The organism is Christiangramia flava JLT2011, assembly GCF_001951155.1.
In the GTDB taxonomy this organism is placed as follows: domain Bacteria; phylum Bacteroidota; class Bacteroidia; order Flavobacteriales; family Flavobacteriaceae; genus Christiangramia; species Christiangramia flava.
The window spans coordinates 1,594,534-1,615,914 of the sequence record NZ_CP016359.1 but is presented as its reverse complement, the minus strand read 5'-3'; the positions used below and the strand labels follow the sequence as shown (position 1 = coordinate 1,615,914).

21 protein-coding genes and 1 tRNA gene are annotated in these 21,381 nt (G+C 41.7%); 13 read left to right on the top strand and 9 right to left on the bottom strand.

The genetic code is table 11. The features are described from left to right. Positions 1-43: 43 nt before the first annotated feature. Positions 44-802 (top strand): YebC/PmpR family DNA-binding transcriptional regulator, encoded by a 759-nt coding sequence (locus GRFL_RS06950; protein WP_083643928.1) that lies wholly within the window; start codon positions 44-46, stop codon positions 800-802. 3 nt (positions 803-805) lie between these two features. On the opposite strand, the gene GRFL_RS06945 is transcribed toward GRFL_RS06950, so the two are convergent. Continuing rightward, on the bottom strand, positions 806-2,680 hold the full coding sequence (locus tag GRFL_RS06945) for a cation:proton antiporter (RefSeq protein WP_083643927.1): 1,875 nt from the start codon (positions 2,678-2,680) through the stop codon (positions 806-808). 160 nt (positions 2,681-2,840) lie between these two features. Between GRFL_RS06945 and GRFL_RS06940 the strand changes: the two genes are divergently transcribed. The 6 genes from GRFL_RS06940 to GRFL_RS06915 all read left to right on the top strand — a co-directional run bounded on the left by GRFL_RS06940 (position 2,841) and on the right by GRFL_RS06915 (position 10,219). After that, on the top strand, positions 2,841-3,704 hold the full coding sequence (locus tag GRFL_RS06940; protein ID WP_083643926.1) for an MBL fold metallo-hydrolase: 864 nt from the start codon (positions 2,841-2,843) through the stop codon (positions 3,702-3,704). Positions 3,705-3,713: 9 nt separating this feature from the next. After that, positions 3,714-5,393, top strand: a complete 1,680-nt coding sequence (locus tag GRFL_RS06935; protein WP_083643925.1) for a S8 family peptidase — start codon at positions 3,714-3,716, stop codon at positions 5,391-5,393. Between the two features lie 9 nt (positions 5,394-5,402). Beyond that, the gene (locus tag GRFL_RS06930) at positions 5,403-7,307 is read left to right on the top strand and encodes a M1 family metallopeptidase (RefSeq protein ID WP_083643924.1); all 1,905 of its coding nucleotides are present in this window, start codon (positions 5,403-5,405) and stop codon (positions 7,305-7,307) included. Between the two features lie 81 nt (positions 7,308-7,388). Further along, positions 7,389-7,781 carry a ribonuclease P protein component gene (gene rnpA, locus GRFL_RS06925; RefSeq protein WP_083643923.1) on the top strand — a complete coding sequence of 131 codons (393 nt, stop codon included), beginning with the start codon at positions 7,389-7,391 and terminating at the stop codon, positions 7,779-7,781. Beyond that, complete coding sequence (locus GRFL_RS06920) at positions 7,762-9,396, top strand: S41 family peptidase (protein WP_083643922.1); 1,635 nt, start codon at positions 7,762-7,764, stop codon at positions 9,394-9,396. The genes rnpA and GRFL_RS06920 overlap by 20 nt, the downstream gene beginning before the upstream one ends. A gap of 1 nt (position 9,397) precedes the next feature. After that, entirely contained in the window at positions 9,398-10,219 is an 822-nt protein-coding gene (locus GRFL_RS06915; RefSeq protein ID WP_083643921.1) for a sterol desaturase family protein, read from the top strand. A 4-nt stretch (positions 10,220-10,223) separates the two neighbouring features. On the opposite strand, the gene GRFL_RS06910 is transcribed toward GRFL_RS06915, so the two are convergent. From GRFL_RS06910 to GRFL_RS18010, 4 genes are all read right to left on the bottom strand, one after another. After that, entirely contained in the window at positions 10,224-10,673 is a 450-nt protein-coding gene (locus tag GRFL_RS06910; RefSeq protein WP_083643920.1) for a GNAT family N-acetyltransferase, read from the bottom strand. 2 nt (positions 10,674-10,675) lie between these two features. Next, positions 10,676-11,119 carry a ribose 5-phosphate isomerase B gene (gene rpiB / locus GRFL_RS06905; protein ID WP_083643919.1) on the bottom strand — a complete coding sequence of 148 codons (444 nt, stop codon included), beginning with the start codon at positions 11,117-11,119 and terminating at the stop codon, positions 10,676-10,678. 516 nt (positions 11,120-11,635) lie between these two features. After that, entirely contained in the window at positions 11,636-11,878 is a 243-nt protein-coding gene (locus tag GRFL_RS06900; RefSeq protein ID WP_083643918.1) for a putative signal transducing protein, read from the bottom strand. 31 nt (positions 11,879-11,909) lie between these two features. Next, positions 11,910-12,074: an OadG family protein gene (locus tag GRFL_RS18010; protein WP_157492996.1), complete on the bottom strand. Its 165-nt coding sequence runs from the start codon at positions 12,072-12,074 to the stop codon at positions 11,910-11,912. A gap of 231 nt (positions 12,075-12,305) precedes the next feature. On the opposite strand from GRFL_RS18010, the gene rnr reads away from it, so the two are divergent. Beyond that, positions 12,306-14,501 (top strand): ribonuclease R, encoded by a 2,196-nt coding sequence (gene rnr / locus GRFL_RS06895; protein WP_083643917.1) that lies wholly within the window; start codon positions 12,306-12,308, stop codon positions 14,499-14,501. A 90-nt stretch (positions 14,502-14,591) separates the two neighbouring features. Further along, positions 14,592-15,296 carry a LysE family translocator gene (locus GRFL_RS06890; RefSeq protein WP_083643916.1) on the top strand — a complete coding sequence of 235 codons (705 nt, stop codon included), beginning with the start codon at positions 14,592-14,594 and terminating at the stop codon, positions 15,294-15,296. 37 nt (positions 15,297-15,333) lie between these two features. Here the strand turns inward: GRFL_RS06890 and GRFL_RS06885 are convergent. Then, positions 15,334-15,404: transfer RNA gene (locus GRFL_RS06885), tRNA-Cys, on the bottom strand. 50 nt (positions 15,405-15,454) lie between these two features. After that, positions 15,455-15,811: a dihydroneopterin aldolase gene (folB, locus tag GRFL_RS06880; RefSeq protein ID WP_083643915.1), complete on the bottom strand. Its 357-nt coding sequence runs from the start codon at positions 15,809-15,811 to the stop codon at positions 15,455-15,457. A 135-nt stretch (positions 15,812-15,946) separates the two neighbouring features. Here folB and GRFL_RS06875 point away from each other — a divergent pair, with 135 nt between their 5' ends. The 4 genes from GRFL_RS06875 (at position 15,947) to GRFL_RS06860 (ending at position 18,716) form a co-directional block, all read left to right on the top strand. Further along, positions 15,947-17,623 carry a glutamine--tRNA ligase/YqeY domain fusion protein gene (locus tag GRFL_RS06875; RefSeq protein ID WP_083643914.1) on the top strand — a complete coding sequence of 559 codons (1,677 nt, stop codon included), beginning with the start codon at positions 15,947-15,949 and terminating at the stop codon, positions 17,621-17,623. A gap of 114 nt (positions 17,624-17,737) precedes the next feature. Next, positions 17,738-18,118, top strand: a complete 381-nt coding sequence (locus GRFL_RS06870; protein WP_083643913.1) for a YtxH domain-containing protein — start codon at positions 17,738-17,740, stop codon at positions 18,116-18,118. A 5-nt stretch (positions 18,119-18,123) separates the two neighbouring features. After that, entirely contained in the window at positions 18,124-18,486 is a 363-nt protein-coding gene (locus tag GRFL_RS06865) for a phage holin family protein (protein WP_083643912.1), read from the top strand. Continuing rightward, complete coding sequence (locus GRFL_RS06860) at positions 18,483-18,716, top strand: DUF6327 family protein (RefSeq protein ID WP_083643911.1); 234 nt, start codon at positions 18,483-18,485, stop codon at positions 18,714-18,716. Before GRFL_RS06865 ends, GRFL_RS06860 begins: the two co-directional genes overlap by 4 nt. Before the next feature lie 45 nt (positions 18,717-18,761). Here the strand turns inward: GRFL_RS06860 and GRFL_RS06855 are convergent, their stop codons facing one another. Both GRFL_RS06855 and gltX read right to left on the bottom strand, forming a co-directional pair. Beyond that, complete coding sequence (locus GRFL_RS06855; RefSeq protein WP_083643910.1) at positions 18,762-19,718, bottom strand: SPFH domain-containing protein; 957 nt, start codon at positions 19,716-19,718, stop codon at positions 18,762-18,764. A 101-nt stretch (positions 19,719-19,819) separates the two neighbouring features. Beyond that, complete coding sequence (gene gltX, locus GRFL_RS06850; protein ID WP_083643909.1) at positions 19,820-21,334, bottom strand: glutamate--tRNA ligase; 1,515 nt, start codon at positions 21,332-21,334, stop codon at positions 19,820-19,822. Positions 21,335-21,381: the final 47 nt, after the last annotated feature.

The following is a 21,381-nucleotide window of genomic DNA, read 5'->3' as shown; positions in this document are numbered from 1 at the left end:
TCAAATTCTTAAATTTGAAATTCTCATAAAAAGCAGATAGAAAATGGCCGGACATAGTAAATGGGCAAATATCAAACACCGAAAAGGAGCACAGGATAAAAAACGTGCAAAACAATTCACCCGTGCGATCAAGGAGATCACCGTCGCGGTAAAAGAGGGCGGAGGTCCGGACCCCGAAGCGAATCCTTCTTTGCGGAATGCCATCCAGAATGCGAAAGGGGTGAACATGCCAAAAGACACTATTGAACGCGCCATTAAAAAAGCCAGTGGGGCAGATGCTGATCATTATGAAATGGTCACTTTCGAAGGTTATGGCCCAAACGGTATCGCCATTTTCGTGGAATGCACTACTGATAATACGAACAGAACTGTCGCTTCAGTCAGGTCAATTTTCTCTAAAAACGGTGGTAGTCTTGGAACCAATGGTTCCTTGGAATTCCTGTTCGATAAAAAAGGTGTTTTTGTGATCGAGCGTGAAAAGATCGAGATGAACATGGAAGAATTCGAACTCGAACTCATCGAAGGCGGCGCTACTACAATTGAAAAAGAAGAAGATTATATCACGATCTACACCGAATTTACCGACTTCGGAAGCATGTCTTCTAAGTTAGAAGAACTGAAGATCGAACCTAAAAGTTCTGAAGTGCAGCGTATCCCGATGAACACACTGGAATTACCCGTGGAAGATGCTAAAAAGATCATGGGCCTCATCGAAAAGTTTGAAGACGATGACGACGTTCAGAACGTCTACCACAACCTTGACATTTCAGATGAACTGATCGCTGAACTGGAAAAGGAATAAATTTTATTCCCGGTCCTGCTCGATATTCTCTTCGATATTTTCCTTTTCGTCGCTTTTCTGACTTTCCAGTTGTTTTCCTAAATACACCAGCTGGTAACCTTCTTCAATTTCCACATCCATAGAATTGGAAGGAATAATGCTGAGATCACCTTCATTATTTTTCACGAATAAAGGAATAATATCAGGATCGGTCTTGGTAATTTCTATCAGGCCTTCATAATGCTCTGCAGAATTCAGTTCAATTTCATGGATCGAAGGATACTTTCGGGCCAGGTTAGTCAGCTTGATATAATCATCGGTTTGAGAAAAAAGGCCTTCTTTCGGGTTGTTTTCAGGATCATACATTTCATCTGAAGACACGACACGGAAAGAGCCATTTTCACCAAAATGTTTTTTGAACTTATCGATCGCGTTGAGGTTCACCTCGTGGTTTCCGGTCATGGCCATCAAATATCCCACATCGCTCAATTCAATATTATTGATCAGGTCATCTGAATACACGTTTTCCTGGATAGCATCGAGGCCGAGTTCACGCGCCTTGCGAATATTTCCGCCGTTATTATCAACCAGCACCACGTGACGGTTGTTCTTTTTCAGATAAGAGCCGATCAGTCTGGAAATGGTTGAAGCGCCAATGATCAAAATTCCCTGGGAATTCTTCAGAAAAACTCCTACTAATTGGGCAAAGAGTCGGGCAGTAGTGGCATTCAGCAAAACCGTACCTAACACGATCATAAAAACCAGCGGCGTGATATATTCCGCATCCTGAACCCCCTGGCTGGCCAGCTCCAGTCCAAACAGCGAAGCAATACCAGCGGCTACGATCCCTCGCGGACCCACCCAGCTGATAAACATTTTTTCATTGGCCTTCAAAGACGAACCTATGCTGCTCAAAAACACCCCCAGCGGTCTTACAACGAAGACTACAGCAAGGAATAGTAGTGCGGCGTTCACATTATAGATGAGGTAAAGATCTTCCATATTGATGTTCGCAGCGAGCAGGATAAACAGTATCGAAATGAGCAAAACGCTCAGGGATTCCTTGAAATACAACAATTCTTTGAGATTGGGAAGATTGATGTTTCCCATCACCATTCCCATGATCACCACAGCTAAAAGTCCGCTTTCATGAGCAAACTGGTCGGCCATTACGAAAACACCCAGCACGGTGGCAAGCGTTACAACGTTCAGCAAATAATGAGGGATCACATTTTTCTTGATCGCAAATGCGAGACCGTGAGCGAAGGTAAATCCAAAGGTGAAACCAAAAAGCACGATTTTCCCGAATTCCATCATGGCTGTTTCGGTGAATTCTGAACCTTTCCCGGCACTGATGAACTCAAACATCAATACCGCAACCAGTGCTCCAATAGGATCGATCAAAATCCCTTCCCACTTCAGAATGGCGGAAATATCTTTTTTTAACGGGATATTCCGCAGAATGGGTGTAATCACCGTTGGGCCCGTTACGATAATCAGGGAAGCGAACAGGAAGGAAATTTGCCAAGTAAGGTCAAAGATGAAATGCGCAGCAACACCAGCGCCTATAAAGGTAACGATCACCGCAAAAGTGATGAGTTTCACGATCACGGGGCCAACGTTCAGGACTTCATCTTTCCGAAGGGTAAGCCCACCCTCAAATAGAATCACCCCAATAGCCAGTGAAACGAAATAGAACAAGCTTTCCCCTGGAAATAATCCAGATTCCCCGTTCCAGATGGGTTCAATAAGTTTGGCGCCATCAGCTGTGAAAAGCGTCGCCACCGGACCTACAGCAAGTCCTACCAGAATAAGCGGCAGGATAGCCGGAATTTTAAATTTCCAGGCAAACCATTGGGCCAATATTCCCAGGATGATGATTCCAGCTAACTCTAACATATCTTTTTCCTTTGCTTGTCGAGCTAAAAATATAAAAAAGGATTAACTCTGAAAGTCCCACAGGCCGGGAGCTGTAATAATATGTTGTTAAATCAGTCCTATTTACGTAGATTCCCTCCCAGATTCGCTAATTTGCATAGCAATTCACAAAAATCAGCACATGACACTTTATCCTATTGAAGCCGGGAACTTCAAACTGGATGGCGGGGCAATGTTTGGCGTGGTTCCCAAATCTCTTTGGAACAGAACCAACCCAGCAGATTCCAATAATATGATCGATATCGCGGCGCGTTGTCTTTTAATCGAAGATGGCGACAAACTTATTTTGATAGACACCGGAATGGGGGATAAGCAAAGCGAGAAATTCTTCAGTTATTATTATATGTGGGGGGATGATTCCATCGATAAATCCCTGAAAAAACATGGCTTTCACCGGGATGATATCACCGATGTTTTCATGACGCACCTTCATTTTGACCATTGCGGCGGAAGCATCCAGTGGAATAAGGATCGCACCGGCTACGAACCAGCCTTTAAAAATGCACTTTTCTGGAGCAACGAGGATCACTGGGAATGGGCCACCAAACCAAATGATCGCGAAAAAGCCTCATTTCTGAAGGAAAATATCATCCCGATGCAACAAAGCGGAAAACTTCATTTTGTAACTAGAAACGAAGGTGAAAAGTTTTCAGAAATTCAGGAATTAGGATTTGGCGCATTGTTTGTTGATGGTCATACCGATAAGCAAATGATTCCGCATATCAATTACAAAGGAAAAAAACTGGTTTTCATGGCCGATCTTTTGCCAACTGCAGGGCATATTCCCTTGCCGTATGTAATGGGTTATGATACCCGACCATTGTTGACGCTGGATGAAAAACAACAATTTCTGGAAACCGCAGTTCAGGAAGACTATTATCTTTTTATGGAACATGATGCACACAACCAGATCCTGACTTTGAAAAATACCGAAAAAGGCGTAAGGCTGGATAAAAGCTTTACTTTTGATGAAATATTTAACTAAACTTCAACTATGAGAATACCTGTTTATAAACCCTTGATGGCCATCCTGGCCGCCGGGGTTCTTTCTGCCTGTAGCAGTTCTGCTCCAGCAATTGTTTCCACTCCAATTGAAAATATTGATGCCATCCCACTTAAAGTTGCCGATCTTTCAGATGCTCAACTGAAAAGCTGGGCAAACAGTGACCTGTCTACTGATACCATTCCGGGAATGAGCGTGGATAAGGCTTATGCTGAAATCATTAAGAATAACAAGCCTTCAACAGTCATCGTTGGAGTAGTGGACAGTGGTGTGGATATCGATCATGAAGACCTGAAAAGCGTGATCTGGACCAATGAAGACGAAATCCCGAATAACGGGAAAGACGACGACAAGAATGGTTTTATTGATGATGTTCACGGTTGGAACTTCCTTGGAAAAACGGTGGAAGAGAACATGGAATATGTTCGTATTTACAGAATGTTGAAACCGAAATATGATGGGAAATCTGAAAGCAGCATCAGTACGGCAGACCGCGCTGAGTATAACCAGTACTTGGCCGCAAAAGCGGAATATGAAAAGGAAATGGCCGATAGCCAGGGAACGCTTCAGCAGTATAACCAGATCAAACAACAGCTTACGGCAGCTCACCAGGCAGTTTCCAAAGAACTGGGAACTGAAGATTATACCAAAGAGCAACTTTCAGATTATAAACCTGAAAATCAGCAAATGCAGCAGTATAAAGCTATGCTGACTCAAATTCAGAATAACGTAGATGAAAATATTCCAAGCGCGATCGAGCAACTGGACGAAGCCATCGAATACTACCAGGGAAGATTGGATACGCATTTCAACCTGGATCTGAAAGGAAGAAAAACAGGAGATGATCCATACGATATCACTGATACGAATTATGGTGATAACCAGGTTTCAGGACCAGATCCTAAAAAAGAAGACGTCAAACACGGTACGCACGTTGCCGGGATCATCGCTGCTGATAGAACGAATAATATTGGTATCAAAGGTGTGGCAAATAACGCGAAGATCCTTGTGGTTAGAGCGGTACCAGATGGTGATGAATATGATAAGGATATTGCTTTAGGTATTCGTTACGCGGTGGATAATGGCGCTAAAGTGATCAATACCAGCTTCGGAAAATATTTCTCAACGAATCCAGATTGGGTAAGAGATGCGATAAAATATGCCGCAGACCATGATGTGCTGATCGTTAATGCAGCCGGAAATGAAAGCGAGAACCTGGATAATAAGATGGTTTATCCAAACGATCAGACCCCGGAAAATTCTACTGAAATTGCTGATAATTTCCTTACCGTTGGTGCTTTGAACTATGATTATGGTTCTGGACTTGTGGCTACATTTTCTAACTACGGAAGTAAAAATGTGGATGTTTTCGCTCCTGGAGTGAAGATCTGGTCAACCGTTCCGAATAACGAATATGAGTTCTTACAGGGAACTTCTATGGCAGCGCCTGAAGTTTCAGGAATTGCAGCGATCATCCGTGGATATTATCCAAAACTATCAGCTGCTCAGGTAAAACAAATCATCATGGATAGCGGTCTGCCAACTACTGCAACCGTGATCGTTGGTGGCGACAGCAGCAAAACCGGAAAATTCAATACCTTATCAACTTCAGGAAAAATGGCGAATTTATACAACGCGCTGATCCTGGCAAGTCAAGTAGCAAATAAGTAAACCTAAGAAATGAAGAGATTTTTAGTAAGCATATTATTTTTAAGCACGGGCCTTTTAATCGCCCAGAATAACACTTCATACTGGCAACAACATGTAGATTACAAGATGGATGTTGATATGAACGTAGATAATTATCAGTATACTGGTACACAGGAACTTGTTTACACTAACAATTCGCCAGATACTTTAAACCAGGTTTTTTATCATCTTTTCAACAATGCTTTCCAGCCGGGAAGCCAGATGAATGCAAGGTTAAAGGATATCGCTGATCCTGATGGAAGAATGGTCAATAACAAAGGAACTCGTGAAAATCCTGATTACGAAAGCCGTATCAGTAAGCTTTCACCAGAGGAGATTGGTTATTTACATGTAATTTCTTTAACCCAGGATGGGCAAGCCTTGGATTACAAAGAAGTGGGAACTATCCTTGAAGTAAAACTGGCCAAGCCGATCCTTCCAGGAAAAAAGACCACTTTTAAAATGGAATTCAAAGCGCAGGAACCTTTGCAAATCCGTCGTTCTGGACGTGATAACGCTGAAGGTGTAGCGCTTTCCATGTCGCAATGGTATCCTAAAATCGCAGAATATGATTTTGAAGGCTGGCATGCCGATCCATACATCGGTCGTGAGTTCCAGGGCGTGTGGGGTGATTTTGATGTGAAGATCTCTATTGACAAAGATTATACATTAGCCAGTACAGGAATGTTGCAGAATGCCGATGAAATTGGTCATGGATATGAAAAAGAAGGAACAAAAATTCCAAAAACAAAAGGCGATAAGCACACCTGGCATTTTAAAGCTGAAAAAGTTCATGACTTTACCTGGGCGGCAGATCCGGAATATATTCATGATAAGCTGATAGCCGAAGACGGAACTGAACTTCATTTCTTCTACAAGGACAACAAAGACATTATAGAAAACTGGAAAAAACTTCAGCCTAAAACTGAAGAATTACTGATGTTCTATAATAAGCACATCGGTCCTTATCCGTGGAAAAAATACTCTGTAGTACAGGGTGGTGACGGCGGAATGGAGTACGCGATGCTGACGCTTATTACCGGAGAAAGAAATTTCAACAGCTTGTTTGGAGTGACCGCTCATGAGTTTGCTCACGCCTGGTTCCAGCATTTACTGGCAACTAACGAAAGCGAGCACGAATGGATGGATGAAGGTTTTACTTCTTACATTTCAAGTATTGCTGAAAATCAGATCTCAGGAAGCAACAATGAGAATCCGCATACCGGTTCTTACAGAGGTTATTATTACCTGGCTAATTCCGGGCAGGAACAACCACAAACCACGCATGCAGATCGTTACGCCATGAATGCTTTATACGGAACGGCTGCTTATTCTAAAGGTGCAGTTTTCCTTGCTCAATTAGGTTATGTAATCGGTGAAGACAACTTAGCAAAAACACTGAACCGTTATTACGATGATTGGAAATTCAAACACCCAACACCAAACGATTTTATTCGTGTAGCTGAAAAAGTTTCAGGAGCTCAGTTAGGCTGGTATTTGAATGATTGGACCAGAACTGTTAATAAAGTAGACTACGGAATCGAGTCGGTTTCTACTGAAGCTGATAGTACCAAAATCACCTTAAGAAGAAAAGAGCTGATGCCAATGCCAATAGACCTTATGGTTACTTATGAAGATGGTTCAGAAGAATTATTCTACATTCCATTAGAGATGATGAGATGGGATAAACCTGCTGAAAACGATTCAAAAAGAACCATTGCTGAGGATTGGGCCTGGGGATTCCCAACTTACGATCTCAGCATTCCATCTTCAAAAGGAAAGGTTTCAAAAGTTGAGATCGATCCAAGCGAAAGAATGGCAGATGTAAACCAGGAAGATAATGTCTGGGGAGGTTCTTCAGAAGAAACTTCTGAAAATGATAACGAACAGGATTAAATTTAGCTGTTCTTAAGAATCTTATTAATAAAGACCCTTCCGTGATTGGAAGGGTTTTTTATTTAATGCTATTTTTGAGGCATGGATCAAAGCCTGGGAAAGAACCAAAAACTAAAAAGCAAAAAGCTTATCGATAAATTATTTATCGAAGGCCAGAGCGTAAAAGCCTTTCCGCTAAAATTGGTGTATACGGAAATTGATCAGGCTCAAATTTCAGACAATAAGGTCGCGTTTTCTGTCCCAAAAAAACTCTTCAAAAATGCTGCTGACCGCAATCGGATTAAAAGACTCATGCGGGAAATTTTCAGAAAAAATAAGTACCTTTTAACCAAAGATTTATCGGCTCCTCACGCTTTCATGTTAATTTATATTTCGCGAGAAGAGGCCAGTTACCAGAAACTGGAAACGTGTTTTACGGCACTTTCAGGTAAATTCAGGAAAAAATTAGAAGGTCATGAAGAAAAGAGTAGTTAGAAAACTGGCAATTCCGCTAATCCTGATCGGGATTTTTGTTAGTACCGTATCCTTTAAATCAGATTTTTTTGAGATCGCCAAACAGATAGAGATCTTCACCACGCTGTTCAAAGAGATCAACATGAATTACGTTGATGAAACCAATCCGGCGCAATTAATGGATACCGCGATCAAATCCATGCTGTCAGATTTAGATCCGTACACGAATTATTGGAACGAGCAGGATGTAGAAGAGGCCCGTATTTATAGTGCCGGAGAATATACCGGAATTGGTGCGCTGGTCAAAACCGAGCCATCCGTACTCACTATTGTGGAAACTTACAAAGATTATCCTGCCGATAAAGCCGGTTTAAAGCCTGGAGATGAAATTTTGAAGATTGATAATATCGATGTTGCTGAATTTGCAGAAAATGCCGGAGAATTGCTCAATGGCGCTCCAAACAGCAGCATGAATATCACGTATCGCCGCCAGGGGCAAATCAAAACCACCACGATTAAGCGAGCTGCGGTGGAAGTTAGTGCTGTCCCGTTCTTTAAATTATTAGATGATCGCACAGGGTATATCGTACTATCCAGGTTCAACGCCAAGGCCTCCAGCGAAGTTGCACGGGCAGTGAAAGATTTGAAAAGTCAGGGTGCTGAAAAGATCATTTTGGACCTTCGTGGAAACCCGGGCGGACTTTTAGGAGAAGCCATCAATGTGAGTAATATTTTTCTTCCGAAAGACCAGTTGATCGTTACTACAAAATCAGCCATTGAAAAATATAACCGGGAATATTTTACCCAAAAAGAACCTATAGATACCAGTATTCCTTTGGTGGTCTTGGTAAATGGCAGAAGCGCATCGGCCAGTGAAATCGTAGCAGGAGCGATTCAGGATTTTGATCGCGGTGTGATCGTTGGCGCCAGAAGTTTTGGAAAAGGCCTCGTGCAAAGACCTCGTGATCTGGCCTATGGAACCCAGCTTAAAATCACCATTTCCAGGTATTATACGCCCAGCGGAAGGTGTATCCAGGCACTCGATTATCGAAGGCGCGATGAGAATGGAAAACCGGTGAGGACTCGTGTGGAAGATTACAATGAATTTACCACGAAGAATGGCAGAAAGGTTTTTGATGGCGGCGGAATTTTACCCGATGTAAAGTTACCTAGTTCGGAATACAGCGATGTGACACAAGCTTTACTGCAGAATGATGCAATCTTCGATTTCGCTACTGAATATTACTATTCGCATGCCATTGAAAATACCAGCGACTTTATATTCAGCGATAGTGATTTCAACAATTTTAAACAGTTCCTGTTGAAAACCGGTTTCAGTTACCAGACCAAGACCGAGCTGGAATTGGACAAAATCAAACAGACCGCTGAAAGTGAAGATATTGACAAGAAAATAAGCAGTGAAATTCAGGATATTCAGAAGCAGATCGACGCGCATAAAAAGCAGGAAATCGATGAAAAAAAACCGGAGATCGTTAGTTTATTAACAGATGAAATCATCAAACGGTACACCTACAAAGAAGGTTTATACGAATACTATACGAGGCACAACCCTGAAATCCTGGAAGCCCAGAAAATCTTAAACTCACCTTCCCGATATTCTGAAATACTGAAGTAAGATGGAAAAATTTCTGCTGTTCTTTGAAGAGATGCCTTCCTGGCAGAAGTTTTTATGGGTCGTACTGGTGCTGAGTTTCTTTTGGATCCTTGAAGGTTATTATGCATTGATCAAACTCCCATACCGCAAATGGCGGCATGCCCGAACAAATTTCATATTACTGGGATTTGTTATGTTCATCAACCTTATTTATGGCCTAGTCACAGCAGGAATTTTTATCTGGTTGGACAATTCAGGTTTTGGATTGCTGCAACTGGGGCATCTTCCAGTTTGGTTGGAACTTGTTCTCTCGCTGCTCGTGCTGGATCTTATTGCACAGTATTTCGTGCATTTCCTACTTCACAAAGTAAGGTGGATGTGGCGCCTGCACCTGGTTCACCATAGCGATACGCACGTAGATGCCACCACCGGAACAAGACATCATCCCTTCGATTTTATCATTAGGGAAAGTTTTGCCCTGATCGCAGTGATCATCATGGGAATGCCGGTGGGTTTTTACCTATTTTACCGGATATTAAGTGTTTTCTTTACGTATTTTACCCACGCAAATATCTCGCTTCCGAAAAAACTGGATCACGCCCTGAGCCTGGTATTTGTGACGCCGAACATGCATAAATTCCATCATCATTATCAATTGCCATGGACCGACTCGAATTATGGAAATATGCTCAGTATCTGGGACAGGCTCTTCGGAACTTTTACCTATGAAGATACCAATAACATTCGCTACGGAATAGACCTGATCGAAGATGAAAGTAGTGCGGAAAATTTAGCCTTTCAACTGCGCATCCCTTTCAACAAAAACATCAGGCTCAAAAACTGAAATTTCAGCCTTTTACCATGGAAATGTGTGGGATTCCGTCTTCCAGGTAGCCTTCACCTTCCTGTTGATAACCATGAGATTCATAAAATCGCGTCAAATATTGTTGCGCGGAAAGTCGGATATTTTCGGCATGATACTGTTCCCTGATCGCCTTTTCGGAAGCTTTCATTATCTCGTGCCCGTAACCAAAACGCCTCTCAGATTGTTTTACCACCACACGACCAATCGCCGCTTCTTCAAAATAGTATCCCGGTTTGAAGCAACGGGTATACGCCACAATATTTCCCGCTTTTTTACCCAATATATGCAGTGCTTCGCGATCTTTGCCATCAATATCCTGGTATACACAATCCTGTTCTACCACAAACACTTCCGAGCGCAGTTGCAACAGGTCGTACAATTCTTCAATATGGAGTTGGTCAAATGTCTTTACTTCAATTTGAAGCTGCTCCATAGTTATGAACAATTGTTATTAGCAGGAATTTTATCGATGCGTTTCTGGTGCCTACCGCCTTCAAATTCAGTGTTTAGGAAGGTTATCAACATATCAACAGCCAGTTCTTCAGAAACAAAACGAGCAGGGATACTAAGGATATTGGCATTATTATGAGAACGCGCCAATTCAGCGATTTCGGTATTCCAGCATAAAGCGGAACGAACTCCCTGGTGTTTGTTAGCAGTCATATTTGCCCCGTTCCCGCTTCCGCAGATGATCACACCGAGATCTGCGCGGCTATTTTCCACGTCATTCGCCACGGGATGGACAAAATCTGGATAATCCACGCTTTCTTCACTATTGGTACCATAATTTGTAACCTCGTGACCAAGTTCTTCCAGTTTATTCTGGATCAATCTTTTATAAGAAGTTCCGGCATGGTCGTTTCCGATAGATATTTTCATGTTGCTTTAGGTTTCTTACAAAGGTATAAAACGAGGTAGTTAACCGGCCAATTTTTGACTGTTAATTAGTATCTCGAAAACACTGAAAATTAAGGCTTTAAAATTGACAGTGAATTGTGAAAAACCTTTGATGATAAAGTGAGAAAGAAATTTGTTTTTTAAGAAAATTATAACAATACCAGAATTTGGTTGAGATAATCAAATTATAAGTATGGAAATTTTTAGGCAGTTATGAGCATCGAAATTTCAATTGTTGACAACCGAATTTCCAGAAGTTATTCAGAAAACATTTTAAAATTTCTTTATGAACTTTTGTTAAGTTTTTCTTAATACCTCAACAGTATCAATTACTTAGACTTTTCAAGATATGTTGATAACCTGTTGACCAATACTTACAAGTCAAATTCCAAATTTTCCTTCAGAATTTTATTCCACAAATTAACAGGCAATCATATACCATCATTTTAATTTTTAAAAAAAGAAGAAAAAGATAATAATAGTATATAGTGTTTATAACTAAACGATGCGAAGATGGGAAGATTTGTCATTTCGGGAATCGATGATTTCCTTTGCTCTGGAAATATGAGCAGGATGAACCATGAGACGGATTCCTCCGAAGGCTAAGGAAGACATTGGGAAGAGACCTACTAGGGTCTCGTTCTGGAAATAATGCCGGATACCGGCACTTTCGAGTTCCAGTTTCAGGATCGCGCACTCATGCGGATAGGTATAAATAGCGATGCAGGTATAGCTTTGCATAGCGAAAGATTTTCCTATTAAATATACGGAATTAGTCGAAGGTGAGAGCTGTTTTTTCCAGCCCGGTTGAAATTGGATGCGGAAGGATGATCTCGGTCTTTTTATTGAGCGTTCGGTTAATGTAAGCCACAAATCCCAGTACCCCGACCAGGAATATCAGAAAAAAGAAAACCGAATATCTGTAAGACTTGCTCATTTTCATAACGTGACATCGTAAAAGTAGGGTAGTATTCGGACGGAAATGTTAAGTCTAAATTAAGAAAATTTTAAGATAAATCCCCAATTATTTCAAAAAGAGTAATAATAAAATCTTTTGGAATAAAAAACAGAGTAATAAATTAGCCTTCAGCTACTTAACAAAACTTTACATACAAATAATTTTTGTCTGCTGTTAAAGGCGTAATTTAGCTGAATACGAAAGTTTAGAATGAAGAAAAAAAAGAAGACTAGAAATAAGACGCAGGGAAATCTTTCCAAAACGATATTAGACATACTTAGAAAAAATTCCGGTCAGGCGTATAATTACAAACAAGTGGCCGCGGCCATGGGCGTGAACGATGCCAGCAGCCGAAACCAGATTATCAAGAAACTGGCTCAATTAGCGGCTAAAAAACAAATTACACAGATAGATCGCGGTAAGTACGTGATCGAAGACAGCAACGATTATTATACCGGGGTTCTGGATCTAACCACTAAAGGTTATGGTTATGTGATGGTTCCGGAACTGGCTGATGATATATTTATTGCTAATAAAGACCTGAATGCCGCATTTAATGGTGATACCGTGGAGGTATATGTTTTCAATCGTAGACGTAAAAAGCGATCAGAAGGAGAAATTACTAAAATTCTGAAGCGAAAACGTACCGAATTTGTGGGAACGCTTCAGAAGAAAAAGGATTTTGGATTTGTGGTGGTTGATGAGGCATCCATGTATACCGATTTCTTTATCTCCGGCAATAAAATGGGCGACGCCCAGGACGGTGATAAAGTCGTGGTAGAATTTGATGAATGGCCGGAAAGAGCCGATTCTCCCTTCGGAAGGATTACCCGTGTTCTTGGAACACCCGGTGAACATCAAACCGAAATACATTCCATTCTTGCCCAATATGGCCTGCCTCATGAATTTCCGGAAAAGGTCGAAGAATTTGCCAATTCTCTGGATACTTCCATTAACCAGGAAGAGATTGCCAGGCGGCGGGATATGCGGGATATCCTCACTTTTACGATAGATCCCAAGGATGCTAAAGATTTTGATGATGCCTTAAGTTTCAGGGAACTGGAAAATGGCAATTATGAGATAGGAATTCATATCGCTGACGTATCTCATTACGTCAAGCCCAATACGATCCTTGATGAAGAGGCTTACGATCGTGCGACTTCAGTTTATCTGGTAGACCGCGTGGTACCCATGCTCCCGGAGATCCTTTCTAACAATGCCTGTTCACTGAGACCGGAAGAAGAAAAATTCACTTTTTCAGCAGTTTTTGAGATAGATGATCAGGCAACGGTAAAGAAAGAATGGTTTGGTAGAACGGTCACTTATTCTGATGAACGTTTCGCCTACGAAGAAGCGCAGCACATCATCGAGACCAATTCAGGAACTATTCCAGAGGAGATTTCTATCAGGAATCATCCGTATACGGTTAAGGGGCCTATTGTGGAAGCGGTAGTGACCTTGAACCGACTCGCAAAAAAGATGCGTAGCCGTAGAATGAGGGGCGGGGCCATTTCTTTTGATAAAGTGGAAGTGAAATTCAACCTGGATGAAAACAACGATCCTACAGGGGTGTTCTTCAAAGTAGCTAAAGACGCGAATAAACTGATCGAAGAATTCATGCTTTTGGCGAATCGGAAAGTTGCTGAATTCATCGGAAAACAGAAACCGAAAAAAACCTTTGTGTATCGCTGTCATGATGAACCAGATGAAGAAAAGCTGCAAACCCTGCAGAATATCGTGGGAAGATTTGGCCATCAGCTTAATTTGAAAGACCGAAAAACCACCACTTCCTCCCTGAATAAATTACTCGAAGATGTCCAGGGGAGAAGGGAACAGAACATGGTTGATACACTGGCCATTCGATCTATGAGCAAAGCCTATTACGGTACTGAAAATATTGGTCATTACGGGCTGGCGTTTGATTATTACACGCATTTCACTTCGCCCATTAGGCGATATCCAGACGTGATGGTGCATCGTTTGCTTCAGCATTACCTGGATAAGAACGAATCTGCCAGCGAAGAAGAATATGAGAATAAATGTCACCATAGCAGTGAAATGGAAAATCTGGCTTCCAATGCTGAAAGAGATTCCATCAAATACATGCAGGTGAAATTCATGCAGGATCATGAAAATGAAGATTTCCTTGGAGTGATCTCCGGAGTGACCGAATGGGGGATCTTTGTGGAAATTGTTGAAAATAAATGTGAAGGAATGATTAGGCTTCGCGATCTGAACGACGATCATTACGAGTTCGATCCTAAAGAATTTGCGGTGACCGGAAGGAAAACCGGTAAGACTTTTACTTTGGGAGATGAGGTTTACGTAAGGGTTAAAAATGCCGATTTGATCAAGCGTCATCTGGATTTCAGCATGGTTGGAAGTCGGGAAGAAGTGGAAGATTAAATTTTAAGAACCTTCCTGCTTTAAAATGATTGAGATAGCTTAAATTCTGAAAAAATCTAAAAGATTACTTTTGTAAAACAACTGAACTAGATGTTACAGGACGTTTTATCTGCCCTACCGTTAGGACTTTTTCTGGCTTTTCTTCTGGGACCGGTCTTTTTCGTATTGCTTGAAACCGCCGCCATCAAAGGCTTTCGGGCGGCTATTTCATTTGATTTTGGCGTGATCGTGGCAGATTCTATCTTTTTTGCCATTGCCTATCTGAGCACTACGAAATTGCTGGAACGCATCAAGGATGACCCGGCTCTTTTTATTTTCGGCGGAATGATTCTCGCAACTTATGGCTTGATGAGCTTTCTGCAGACCAAGAAAACCTTGCAAACAGATGACGATACTCCTGAAATTCGGAAATTGGGAAAAAGCGACTATTTCGGGCTGTTTGCCAAAGGTTTCCTGCTCAATTTCATCAATATTGGCGTACTGGGATTCTGGCTGGGAGTCATTATCGTTTTTGGACCAAAACTGGATATGCAAATGAACAGGATCGTGGTCTTCTTCGGAACGGTACTGCTAACCTATCTTCTGATTGATGTAGTCAAAATCCTGCTGGCGAAGAAACTGAACAGAAAGCTCACTCCAAACCGAATCTATATCATGAAAAAAGCTATCAGTATTTTACTGATTCTTTTCGGGGTGGTATTGATTTGCCAGGGTTTGTTTCCTAACCAGGTGGAAGAAATCAAGGATCAGATCGAGGAAATTACCCCAAACGATTCGATCATTTCAAAAATATAGGCATAAAAAAAGCCTCCATTGAAGGAAGCTTTTTTAGAGGCATCGAGCGGATTCGAACCGCTGTACAAGGTTTTGCAGACCTCTGCCTAGCCACTCGGCCACGATGCCCTTTTCAGGTTGGCAAATGTAATAAAAATTTTAAGTTTCAAAACTAAAATCTATCTCGATTTGCTTCGGCTTACGGTTACCATCGCAACATTTCCGCCAATAGGAGGGTTAATTTTAGAGACCGCTACCTTGGCTTTCTGTACCTTGAGGAGTTCATCCATGATGCGAACCAGGATTCTTTCCGCAACAGTTTCAAGGAGTTTCGATCGAATCGCCATTTCTTCCTTTACGATCTTGTTCAGGTGAACATAATCAATAGTGTCGCTCAGGTCATCGGTTTTTGCGGAACGGGAAAGATCACCTTTGATCTTGAGATCCACACGGTATTCGCTCCCTATTTTTCCTTCTTCATCAAGGCAGCCGTGATAAGAAAACACCCTGATATTTTTCAGCTTTATAACTCCCACAATAGATTTTTGTTCAAAGATACAGCCTGACAGACGGTATTTCAATTTTTCATTTGTCTTTTTACAGAGTCTTTCTTTGTTTTCAAGGTATTCGATGAGATTTTTGATAAATTTGCCTTTTATTTTTAATCAGATATGGCTGAAGGAAAAAAATCGCTCAATTTCATTGAGCAAATCATTGAAGAAGATCTTAAAAACGATTATAAAAAAGAAGACCTGAAATTCCGTTTTCCGCCGGAACCAAACGGGTATCTTCATATTGGCCACGCTTCCTCTATTTGCCTCAATTTTGGGCTCGGGGAGAAGTATGACGCACCGGTGAATTTGAGGTTCGATGATACGAACCCCATGAAAGAAGAACAGGAATATGTAGATGCGATCAAACGTGACGTGGAATGGCTTGGCTTTAAATGGGCAAAGGAATGCTATGCTTCAGATTATTTTCAGCAGCTGTACGACTGGGCTGTGGAAATGATTAAAAATGGTGATGCGTATGTAGACAGCCAGACTTCAGAAGAAATCGCCGAGCAAAAAGGAACGCCTACCGAACCCGGTAAAATGAGTCCGTATCGCGATCGTTCGGTCGAAGAGAACCTGGAACTTTTTGAAAAAATGAAGAATGGTGACACTCCGGAACGAGGTCATGTGCTTCGCGCCAAGATCGATATGGCCTCACCAAATATGCTGATGCGTGATCCTGTGATGTACCGTTGCCTGCATAAAAGTCATCATCGAACCGGATCTGACTGGAAAATTTATCCGATGTACGACTGGGCTCATGGAGAAAGTGATTTTATTGAAAGTATTTCCCATTCGTTCTGTACGCTGGAATTTCTTCCGCACCGCGAACTATACAACTATTTCGTGGAAAAAGTGAGTAAACCAGGCGAATTCAGACCAAAACAACGGGAATTTGCCCGAAGGAATCTCAGTCATACCATTGTGAGTAAACGGAAATTGCTTCAGCTGGTGGAAAAAGGATTTGTAGAATCCTGGGATGATCCCAGGATGCCCACTATTTCAGGATTGAGAAGAAGAGGATATACCCCAGAGTCCATTCGGAAATTTGCCGATTCTATCGGGGTTGGAAAACGTGAAAACCTGATAGATGTTTCCCATCTCGAATTTTGCGCACGGGAAGACCTCAATAAAATCGCACCTCGTGTGATGGGAGTTCTGGATCCCGTGAAACTGGTGATCACCAATTATCCTGAAGGGGAAGAAGAATGGCTGGAAGCTGAAAATAACCCTGAAGATGAAAGTGCCGGTAGCAGGCAGGTTCCTTTTTCAAGGGAATTATACATCGAAAAGGAAGATTTTAAGGAAAGCGCTAACAGGAAATTTTTCAGATTAAGCCTTGGGAAAGAAGTACGCCTGAAGAATGCGTATATCATCAAAGGAGAAGAGGTCGTTAAAGATTCAGAAGGAAATATCACTGAAATTCACTGTACTTATGATCCAAAAAGCAAGAGTGGAAGCGGTACCGAAGAATCCATGCGAAAAGTGAAAGGTACACTGCACTGGGTTTCTGTAAAGCATGCTCTGGAAGCTGAAATTCGCTTGTATGACCGTTTATTTAGTGTGGATGAGCCAGATGGTGATAAGGAAAAGGATTACCTGGATTTCATAAATCCCGAATCTTTGGAGGTGGTCACCGGCTACCTGGAACCAAGTTTGAAAGATGCTAAAGAACAGGACAAAGTACAGTTCCAGAGAATTGGTTATTTCTGTGTGGATCGGGATTCTACTCCAGACAAACCTGTATTTAACCGTACTGTAGGCCTACGTGACAGCTGGTCTAAGAAGCAATAGGTATTTAAGAATAATTTAGCATAGGATTTTAACATATTAACCGGTTGTTAACAAGGGTGGGCTCTTTCAAGCTCTATCTTTGAGGTTATTACTAATTTTAAAATTCAAAAACTTATGGCAAATACAGGAAATACACTATTGGCTTTAATTACAGGAGCAGCCATTGGTGCTGGTATCGGACTTTTATATGCACCGGAAAGCGGTGAAGAAACCCGTAAAAAACTTCGGAAAGATGCTCAGGATGCTCAGGATCGTTTCAATAAGAAATACCAGGAAACTACTTCCAATTTGAGCGATCGAGCCAAAAAAGCCAGAGTAGATTTTGAACATCGCTTGGAAGAAACACTTTCTTCAGCCAGCCATAAAGCAGATGATATTCTTGCTGCTATGGAAACTAAATTAGACGAGCTTAGGAAACAAAATGCTAAATTGCAGAAAGATAAACCTGAAAAATCTTCAGGAAGTAGCAGTACTCCTGACAAAGCAGTAGTATAATCTTTATGGCATTTGAAAAATTATCTGACAGTGTACATGACTTAAATGATAATATTCAGGCGTTCATGCACAGCAACGTCGAGTATTATAAACTGAAAGCTTTTAAACAGGGGATGAAAGGCGCTACGTCGCTCGTTCGTTTCCTCATTATGGGTTTTCTTTTGAGCACTGCCGGGATTTTAATTTCCTTTGCCATTGCCATTCTCCTAAGTGAAGCAATTGGCACTCCTAGTGCCGGTTATTTTATCGTTGGAGGCTTCTATTTATTGGTTCTTATTTTGATTTATATCTTCGGAAAAGAACCTATTGAAAAACTGGTTTTGAGAAAATTCTCCAAAGTGGTTTTTGACGAAAAAGACAAAGAATGAGAGTTTATTCCTCTTTTGAAGAAATAGATAAAGACCTGAAGATCCTTCGTCTTCAAACTGAAATTGATAAAGAAGAGATCAAACTGAGTCTGGATGAGACCAAATCTAAACTCTCTCCGGTTTCCCTTGCTGGGAGCATGGTGGGAACGATCATTCAGAAGGCTCTGGTACTCAAAGCAGTTTCTAAGATATTTGGAGTGAAACGAGTGGTGACCAGTTCCAGAAAATAATAAATAACACCTATGAAAAAAGAAGCCCCACATTTGGGGCTTTTTTTATTCCGAATCGTTATTACCAGGCTGGTCTTTCTTATTCTTTAAATTTTGTTTTTTCATGGCTTCCCCAATTTGATTGCTGGCCGTAAAAGAAGCCACCATATTATTGAGCATATCGCTACCGGCTTGCGGGGAATTCGGTAATAAAATAAGGTTGCTGTTAGTTTCCTCCCCAATAGCCTGTAGGGTGTCATAATGTTGGGTGACCACGATTAGGGCGGAAGCTTCCTGCGAATTAATGCCTACGTTGTTCAATACATCCACACTTTCTTCGAGTCCACGGGCGATTTCCCTTCGCTGGTCGGCGATACCCTGTCCTTGGAGCCTTTTGCTTTCCGCTTCCGCCCGTGCTTTAGCCACGATCCTGATACGGTCTGCTTCGGCATCATATTCAGCGGCGACTTTCTCCCTTTCAGCGGCGTTTATCCTGTTCATAGCCGATTTTACCTGAACATCAGGATCAATATCGGTAACCAATGTTTTGATGATATCGTAACCATAATCCTCCATAGATTCGTTCAATTCGCGATTTACCGCGATGGCAATGTCATCTTTGCGTTCAAAAACATCGTCCAGCTTCATTTTAGGCACTTCTGCGCGCACAACGTCAAAAACATAGGCCGTAATCTGGTCAGAAGGGCTTTCAAGCTTGTAAAACGCGTCATATACGTTTGTTTTGATGACCTGGAACTGGACGGAGATCTTCAATTTTACAAAAACATTGTCTTTCGTCTTGGTTTCTACCATCACATCGAGTTGCTGAACCTTCAGGTTGATCCTGCCTGCTACGCGGTCTATTAGCGGAATTTTTAACTGAAGTCCGGAATTTCGAATACTTGTAAACCTTCCGAAGCGTTCGATTACCGCGGCTGTTTGTTGTTTGACTATGAAAATCCCGGAAAAAAGCACCAGCAAGGCTAAAATCGCCAGGGCTGGAAAAAGAAATACGTTGAGCATGGATTCAGATTTAATATTTTCTGAATTTACTAAATATTGGCATATCTAAAACGAAAAAACCGCAGGAAGACCTACGGTTTTTATTCCAATTATCGCGGAAATTATAAGGTTTCTATAGCCTTGGTAATTCTGCCTAAGGTACTGGTTTTGCCAATTTTTTCAGCAATTACATACAGGTCTGGTCCCTGCAGTGCGCCAACAAGTGCCAGGCGAAGAGGCATCATTACTTTTCCAAAACCAATTTCTTTGTTCTTGATCCAGGATTTAACGCTTTCTTGTAGATTTTCTGAAGTGAAATCTTCAATGGTCTGCATATAGTCGCGAAGCTCTTTCATCAGCTCCGGAGTATCCTCTTTCCAGGCTTTTTTGGCATCTTTCGGTTCAAAGGAAGTTGGATTGGTAAAAAAGAAATAACCCTCTTCCCAGAAATCTTTAACGAAAACAACCCTTTCTTTTAGTAGTTCCACGATGGAATGCACATAATTTTTTTCCGCGGAAATCTCTTTTTCTTTAAGAAATTCCAGGAAAGAATTGGTTAACTCTTCCGTATTTGCCTGCTGAATATAATGTTGCTGAAACCATTTGGTCTTTTCAGGATCAAATTTGGCACCTCCTTTATGCACGCGTTCCAGCTCGAAAGCTTCCACCAGCTCCTGTAGGTTGAAAAATTCCTGCTCTGTTCCCGGGTTCCACCCAAGAAAAGCCAGCATATTGGTCACGGCTTCCGGAAGGTAGCCTTCTTCCCGATAACCGGTAGAAATATCACCGGTTTTTGGATCCTTCCATTCCAATGGGAAAACAGGGAATCCCATTTTTTCACCATCGCGTTTACTTAATTTTCCTTTTCCCTGTGGTTTCAGTATAAGTGGGAGATGGGCAAATTGTGGTGCTTCCCATCCAAACGCACGGTATAACATATAGTGGAGGGCCAGTGATGGTAACCATTCTTCACCACGAATCACATGAGTGATGGCCATCAAATGATCGTCAACAATATTGGCAAGGTGGTAGGTTGGCATACCGTCACTTTTATATAAAACCTTGTCATCCAGTATTTTGGTATTGATTTCCATTTCTCCACGAATGATGTCCTGAAGATGCAATTCTTCATTTTCGGGAGATTTGAAACGGATCACGTAAGCATCATCCTTTGCAATTTTTTCCTGAACATCGGTTGCATCCATCGATAAGGAATTCTTCAGTTTTTCGCGGTTATGCCAGTTGTAGATAAAGGTTTTTCCTTTTTCCTCGTGATCCTTGCGGTGGGCATCCAGTTCTTCTGCAGTATCAAAAGCATAATAGGCCTGGCCAGATTCGATGAGTTTTTCCGCATATTCCCTGTATATTTCTTTGCGTTCGCTTTGGCGATACGGGCCGCAATCTCCTTCTTTTCCTGGGCCTTCATCATAGGGTATCCCGCACCAGTTAAGGGATTCCACGATATAGTCTTCTGCGCCTTCCACAAACCGATTCTGGTCTGTATCCTCAATTCTCAGGATGAAGTCACCCTCGTGTTTCTTGGCAAAAAGATAATTGTATAAAGCCGTTCGTACTCCGCCAATATGTAAAGGCCCGGTTGGGCTGGGAGCAAATCGCACTCTTACTTTTGATGACATAATTCGCTTAATTTTTAACGCAAAGATACAACCTTCTTGATCCAATC